Here is a 6,624-nt window from a genome sequence, read left to right as displayed (position 1 = left end):
GTTGCGTCCATCAGTTGAACTCACACCACATACAGGCCGTAGCGGTCGCACAGGGTGTACCATAGCGGGTGGTTTGGGTAATGCGAGCAACGCACGGCGTTAAAGTTGTTCTGTTTCATCAGGATGATGTCCTGCACCATCGTCGCTTCGTCCATCACCTGACCGTTTTGCGGGTGATGTTCGTGGCGGTTAGCACCACGAATCAGCAGCGGTTGACCATTCAGCAACAGCAGGCCGTTTTCGATGCGGACCTCGCGGAAACCGACGTCACAGGCCTCGGCTTCCATCAGCGTACCGTCAGCAGTATGAAGCTGCACCACGGCGCGGTACAGATGAGGCGTTTCGGCACTCCACAACGCCGGGTGTTGAACGTTGAGGCGCAGCGTAGTGCGATCGTGATAAGCGCCGCGTTCATCAACAATCTCGCTGCCGGGCGGTGAGGTGAGCTCGCCAACCAACGTTTCGCCGTTCCACAATTGCAGGGTTACGCGTACATCTTCACGCTCGTCGCCTGCTATCCGGACTTCCGCTTCCAGCACCGCACGGCTGAAATCATCATTAAAGCGGGTGTTGATGCGTAGGTCGCGGATCTGCGTTATGGGTTTATGCAGCAAAGAAACGTCGCGAAAGATGCCGCTCATGCGCCACATGTCCTGATCTTCCAGATAGCTGCCATCGCTCCAGCGCAGCACCATCACGGCCAGACGATTTTCGCCACGTAACAGATAATCGCGAAGATCAAATTCAGACGGCAGGCGGCTATCCTGACCGTAGCCGACCCAACGACCGTTGCACCACAGATGAAACGCGGAGTTCACGCCGTCAAAAATAATGCGCGTCTGACCCTCATCTAACCATGCGTCTTCGACACGAAATGTGAGCGAGTAACACCCGGTGGGATTCTGCGTCGGAACACTGGGCGGATTAACCGGGAATGGATAGGTGATATTGGAGTAGATTGGCGCATCATAGCCGCTCATCTGCCAGTTAGACGGCACGCAGAGGGCATCGGCCTGCGGTAAATCATGCTCAGGCCAGCTTTCTGGCACGGCCTCTGGTGCGGCAAACCAGGCGAACTGCCACTCGCCGTTTAACGAAATCCGTTGGGATGAAGGCCGGTTGTTACGGGCATCATCCACGCAGCGCCAGCTACAAAACGGGGGATGTGCCTCCAGACGGTTTATCTGCGTGACGCCGGGGTTTTCCCAGTCACGGCGCGCCAGTACGGCGGCGAGTGAGTCCGAGCTCAGAGTCATAGCGGTATCTCATGTTTGTTATTCGCTCACAATTGAATAAACATAAGGCGTGCGCTGAGACGCTGTAAAGCCGGGCGGGGTTAATGGGTGAACTGACTCACAGTAATTAGCGTTCGCCGGATGGCAGTAGAGAGACCTGACGCGCCAGTTGCATCAACGACTCCGCCAGTACCTGAGGCGTGGCGGTTTGTGTGTCAGGCGGCAGTACGGTTTTCCGTTCGACCAGCGTGACCGGCAGCAGCAGATTGCCGGGGGCGGACATGCCCTGGGTAAGCTGCAACAGCCTGTCGACGCTGGTCTGTCCGAGCGTGGGGAAATCCTGCCTGATGGTGGTCAACGGTGGGATGTAGCAGGCGCTGTCTTCGGTGTCGTCGTAGCCGATCACGGAGATATCCGCTGCAACTCGCAGGCCGGACTCGCTGATTGCCCGCATTGCGCCCAGCGCCATTTGATCGTTGGCGACCAGCATGGCAGTTGGAACGATACCGTCGTTAAGCATGTGCATGGTTTGATGAAAGCCGGACATGGCGCTCCAGTCACCTTCACGTTCCGCAATGGGACGAAGCTGATAGTGAGCCAGATATTTATGCCACCCGCAGTGCCTTAACCTGGCGGAGACCGATGAGTGCGGCCCGGCCAGCAGGGCAATGCGCTGATGGCCGTGTTGAATCAGATGTTCAACGCCGAGTCGCGCGCCGTCATCATGGGAGAAAACGACGCTATTAATCGGTGCCTGCTCAGAGACATCAAGAAACAATACGGGCACCGTACCGCAGCTGGCGGCGACCATCATGGCGTCTTCTTCATCCAGCGGATAGTTGATGATAAGCCCGGTTACGCGTTGAGAAAGCAGGTTGTGTACCGCGGCTTTACACGCCTCAACGCCACTACGCTCAACCATGGCGATCACCACGCTGGCGCCGGACTGGTCGGCGCGGCTTTTTATGGCGGCCACAATTTGCGAGGGGGCATGCAGAGCAAGATTCGATGTGGCGACACCAATCAACGGCGTCTGTTTGCCTGCCAGCTGCTGCGCGACGCGGTTAGGAATGTAATTGAGCTCCGCCATCGCGGCCTCAACTTTTTGCCGGGTTTTTGTGGAAACGTGGCTGGCCTGATTTACGACGCGTGAGACGGTCTGGTAAGAGACGCCTGCATGGTCTGCGACATCGTATAGCGTTACCGGTTTCACATTGTTCACCCTGATCATGACGTTGTCCACGCGCTATCATGCCACAGCGCAGACTATTTTTGGCTATTTGTGGTCGGGTTCTGCGAGTTGCATTCCAGGGACATGAATTGGGCGCTGGCAGGTCAACAGCCTTTATGCTTAACATAATGATAGAACCGCAAAAAAGTGAGGACATCGTGAGCGATGCTGCGGCAAACAACATTCTTTCTATCTACCGGCGTCATGCGGATGCTTTTGCCAGTCAGCGCTCGCGCGCCCTGTTCGAGAAAAGCTGGCTGGATAAGTTCATCACCGTGATGGGCGGGAAGGGCAGCATTGTGGATATCGGCTGCGGAAACGGCCAACCGATTGCCGGTTATTTTATCCAGCAAGGTTTACAGCTAACGGGGATTGACGGCTCGGCGGCGATGCTGGCGCGTGCCCGGCTCGCCTTTCCTGGGCAGCGCTGGCTGGAGCAGGATATGCGCGAGCTAACGCTTGATGAAACCTTTGATGGTCTGATCGCCTGGGACAGCTTTTTCCATTTAACCCAGTTGGACCAGCAAAAGATGTTCCCCATTTTTGACCGTCTCAGCCATCCCGGCAGCGCACTGATGTTCACCAGCGGCACGGGCAACGGCATCGCCATGGGGCAATTTGAGGGCGAGCCGCTGTTTCACGCCAGCCTCGCGCCTGATGAGTACCACGCATTGCTGTCAGCGCACGGCTTTACGGTGATTGAGAGGGTGATGGAAGATCCGCTCTGTACCGGGCACACCATCTGGCTGGCGCAAAAAAGAGGTTAGTCGCCGCGAAAGGTTTTACGCCATTCAGCCGGACTGACGCCGAAGCGGGATTTAAAATGCTGCCGCCAGGTGACGGGGGAGAGAAAACCCACCTGTTCGGCAATGCGTTCAACGGGTAACTGACTGGACTCCAGCAGGATTTGGCTGCGGCGCAGGCGCTCGGTAATCAGCCATTCCGCCACGCTTGACCCGGTGGCCTTCATAAAATGACGGGTTAGCGTGCGACGACTCATCATCACCCGCTGCGCCAGAACGTCGAGATTATGCGGCTCGTGGAGATGCTGGCGCAAATAGTCGAGCAGGGCGTTGATGCGTTGATCCTGGGTATTTTTCGCGACCGGCTGTTCGATAAACTGAGCCTGACCGCCCTCACGATGCGGTGGCACAATCATCCGTCGGGCAATCTGATTCGCCACCGTGCTGCCAAAACGCTGGCGGATCACGTACAAACAGCAATCCAGCGCGGCGGCGGTACCTGCCGAGGTAATAATGCCGTCGTCATCCACGTACAGTGCGTTGATATCCAGCTGGGCCGCCGGAAAGCGCGCCTGAAAATCCTGCTCGAACTCCCAGTGCGTAGCTGCCCGTCTACCATCCAGTAACCCCGCATAGCCGAGGACAAACGCGCCCAGGCACAGCCCGACAATCTGCGCGCCGTTTTGTCGCGCACGGTTGAGCGCATCAAGCAGGTTTTGCGGTGGACGCTGCGCGGTGGTGCCCCACCAGGGGATCACCACGATGTCGGCAGTCTCCACCGCTTCATAACCGTGGGTTGCGGTCACGGAGAAACCATCCTGCGAGGAGATGATGCCCGGTTTTTCGCCGCACATTTGTACCTCAAAGCGCTTTTTCGCCGCCATTTTGTCACTGAAAATGATGCACGGCACCGAGAAGTGAAACGGGCTGAAATCTTCCACGGCAACAATGGCGACGTTAAGCGGCTGCATACGATTCCTTTGTAGAGATTAAAATGTCAGGGTTTCCCCATCTTCCGGCACGTGGACACATTGCGCAATCTGGTTGTCGCGGGCGTACTCTTTCAGGGCCGCGCGGGTCAACAGGCAATGGTTAATCGCCTCCATATGGGTCGCCACAATTTGTGCTTCGGGTAGTGTGAAGTGGGTTTTCAGCACATCTTCCGCGCCCATGATAATTGGGCCAAAACCGATGACGTGGGCAAAACCCGCGTTCAGAACCACCACGCCTGGCTGGAAGGTATGCATGTTGGCTTCTACCTCGTCGCGCCAGACGGTGTCCCCGACCAGATACAGTGTTTTTTCCGCCGGATGCATAAAGATAACGCCACAGGCATCACCCAGGCGCTCTGCCATTTGTGGAATGGCATAGGCGCGATCTGAGCCGTGCTGGCCGCCGGTTTTACGCAGAGTGATAGCGCCGACCACGGTATTTTGCGTCAGCACGGTGAGTTGTGTGAAACCCTGCTCCCGCAGTACGTGTGCATCATGGTCATTTTGCACATAAATTGGTTTGTCTTTCGGCACGACACGAGCGGCAACCTCGTCCCAGTGATCTTCATGCAGATGGGTCACGATCAGCGCATCGACATTCAGCAGGGTATCGATGTCGATGGGCAGGTCGACGGTTGGGTTGCGAATTTCGGCACGTGCGGTTCCGGCAAAACCCGGATATGCGCCTTTCGCGGCTAGCATAGGATCGACCAGAAAAGTCATTCCACCAAAGGTGATGTGCTGTGTGGCATTACGGATTTGCGTGATGTTCATGGTGTGCGCTCTACGTGTTGGGTCAGTGGTGTCATCGTAGAGTGTTGTCCAGAAGATGAATGTGGGCAAATGGGCGACTAACGATGAGATTGGGCCAATTGCAACGCAATGATGCCGGTAGGAGATGGTGGGGCGTTTATCAGGCCTACGGGACGAATCTTTATTGGCTGTGTTTAATCACTGAATTATCGTCTGAATTATTTAATGCGCTGGAAAACGATTAAAGAGAGTTGATTTAAACTAAGTTTTGGTTTCTTTTTTATAACACTCGTTAATTCTCCACTATTGTACCGAACTGAGTAAAAATACAGTCCCTCAAGTATGGACAGATTTATTAAATGCGAAGTGGTTTCGGAAAATATAATAGATAAATGCAACGTATTACCGTGAATAAAACAGATCGCGAACCATGAAATAACAATGCTATCATTCACCCCAGACGCGGCAGGCAACTGCTGGCACACGCATTTACCCCGGAGCACCTGATGAACCACGACATTCCGCTAAAATATTATGATATCGCCGATGAGTACGCGACCGAGGCCGCAAAGCCGGTGAGCGATGCCGAACGCGATGCGCTGGCGCACTACTTCCAGCAACTGATCACCCGTTTGATGAACAACGAAGAGATCAGCGAAGACGCGCAGCAGGAGATGGCAACTGTGGCTGGCGTTGACGCGCAGCGTATTGATGATATCGCGGAGTTTCTCAATCGCTGGGGTAACGAGTAGCCAAAGACGGGGTCTGTGTTTTACACTGCGCGCAAATTGAGTAGGTATACTCTACGAGTATTTGGTTTAATCAGGCGGAAACAGCAATGAACGGAACAATCACAACGTGGTTTAAAGATAAAGGCTTTGGATTTATCAAAGATGAAAACGGCGACAACCGCTATTTTCATGTGATTAAGGTTGCTAATCCTGAGCTGATCAAGAAAGACGCGGCGGTGACTTTTGAGCCCACCACCAACAACAAAGGCCTGTCTGCCTATGCGGTGAAAGTCATACCCGACAGCAAGTACATCTATATCGCGGGCGAGCGCCTTAAGCTCACGGCGATCAAGTCTTACCTGGTGTACAGCGAAGAAGTGCCGGTTGAAACCCGCATCGACAAAGAAAACGCGGTGCTGTCTGTCGGCGTGCTGATGAACAGCATCCGACCGAAATCAGATGTGAAGCCAGGCGAAATGCGCACGCTGAAAAAGCTGGCGATCACAACCTTCCAGGGCACGACGCTGATCTTCTCGGAAGATGAAATCGACATCGACGAGACGGTGAAACTGCTGAAAGTCTGACGTCCTTCAGAGTGAATGAATGCCGAAACGCTGCTCTTTTCAAAAGCAGGGTTTCGGTTTTTTTTTGCATTCCGTCAGACCGGGTAGGTATGCGGGCGCATAAGCTGTTTTGTGTCAGAAGCAAATGTGAACGTTTTATATAAAAAGTGAAAGCGGGACTTTGCCAGGGGTATTACTTTTGATTCTCTTGTCTTATCTATTATTGCTGCGGTTCCAGTGTTAAGAATAAAAAAAGAAGAATCAGAAGACTGATTTGTTGTAACTTATCCATAATGTTAATTATTAATGAAATTAAAGTAACACTCCGTAAAATTTGGATGTTTTTATTTCTCATAGACGAGAATTTACATATGAT

At 53.9% G+C, this 6,624-nt stretch carries 6 protein-coding genes and 1 pseudogene; 3 read left to right on the top strand and 4 right to left on the bottom strand.

The genetic code is table 11. From position 1 onward, the window contains the following. Window positions 1–23: 23 nt before the first annotated feature. Together FDX19_RS24250 and FDX19_RS24245 are read right to left on the bottom strand one after the other, a co-directional pair. Window positions 24–1,256, bottom strand: a pseudogene (locus FDX19_RS24250) (sugar-binding domain-containing protein); the annotation flags it as partial. A 106-nt stretch (window positions 1,257–1,362) separates the two neighbouring features. Next, the gene (locus FDX19_RS24245) at window positions 1,363–2,457 is read right to left on the bottom strand and encodes a LacI family DNA-binding transcriptional regulator (RefSeq protein WP_137384711.1); all 1,095 of its coding nucleotides are present in this window, start codon (window positions 2,455–2,457) and stop codon (window positions 1,363–1,365) included. A gap of 125 nt (window positions 2,458–2,582) precedes the next feature. On the opposite strand from FDX19_RS24245, the gene FDX19_RS24240 reads away from it, so the two are divergent. Beyond that, window positions 2,583–3,233 (top strand): class I SAM-dependent methyltransferase, encoded by a 651-nt coding sequence (locus FDX19_RS24240; protein ID WP_137384694.1) that lies wholly within the window; start codon window positions 2,583–2,585, stop codon window positions 3,231–3,233. On the opposite strand, the gene FDX19_RS24235 is transcribed toward FDX19_RS24240, so the two are convergent. Continuing rightward, entirely contained in the window at window positions 3,230–4,180 is a 951-nt protein-coding gene (locus FDX19_RS24235; protein ID WP_137384693.1) for a GlxA family transcriptional regulator, read from the bottom strand. The genes FDX19_RS24240 and FDX19_RS24235 overlap by 4 nt on opposite strands. 18 nt (window positions 4,181–4,198) lie before the next feature. Beyond that, window positions 4,199–4,975 carry an MBL fold metallo-hydrolase gene (locus FDX19_RS24230; protein WP_137384692.1) on the bottom strand — a complete coding sequence of 259 codons (777 nt, stop codon included), beginning with the start codon at window positions 4,973–4,975 and terminating at the stop codon, window positions 4,199–4,201. A gap of 485 nt (window positions 4,976–5,460) precedes the next feature. On the opposite strand from FDX19_RS24230, the gene FDX19_RS24225 reads away from it, so the two are divergent. Next, the gene (locus tag FDX19_RS24225; RefSeq protein ID WP_121584263.1) at window positions 5,461–5,706 is read left to right on the top strand and encodes a YmjA family protein; all 246 of its coding nucleotides are present in this window, start codon (window positions 5,461–5,463) and stop codon (window positions 5,704–5,706) included. A gap of 86 nt (window positions 5,707–5,792) precedes the next feature. Next, on the top strand, window positions 5,793–6,269 hold the full coding sequence (locus FDX19_RS24220) for a cold-shock protein (protein ID WP_048212495.1): 477 nt from the start codon (window positions 5,793–5,795) through the stop codon (window positions 6,267–6,269). The last annotated feature ends 355 nt before the right edge of the window (window positions 6,270–6,624 follow it).

The sequence above is a fragment of the Citrobacter sp. wls619 genome (assembly GCF_005281345.1).
In the GTDB taxonomy this organism is placed as follows: domain Bacteria; phylum Pseudomonadota; class Gammaproteobacteria; order Enterobacterales; family Enterobacteriaceae; genus Citrobacter.
Note: the sequence above shows the minus strand (reverse complement) of the source record. Positions and strands in the feature narration are given on the sequence as shown.

What these genes read in the sequence shown, in the direction of transcription:
- FDX19_RS24240 (WP_137384694.1), top strand. Translation starts at nt 2,583, where the DNA reads ATGCTTAACATAATGATAGAACCGCAAAAAAGTGAGGACATCGTGAGC.
- FDX19_RS24235 (WP_137384693.1), bottom strand. Translation starts at nt 4,180, where the DNA reads ATGCAGCCGCTTAACGTCGCCATTGTTGCCGTGGAAGATTTCAGCCCG.
- FDX19_RS24230 (WP_137384692.1), bottom strand. Translation starts at nt 4,975, where the DNA reads ATGAACATCACGCAAATCCGTAATGCCACACAGCACATCACCTTTGGT.
- FDX19_RS24225 (WP_121584263.1), top strand. Translation starts at nt 5,461, where the DNA reads ATGAACCACGACATTCCGCTAAAATATTATGATATCGCCGATGAGTAC.
- FDX19_RS24220 (WP_048212495.1), top strand. Translation starts at nt 5,793, where the DNA reads ATGAACGGAACAATCACAACGTGGTTTAAAGATAAAGGCTTTGGATTT.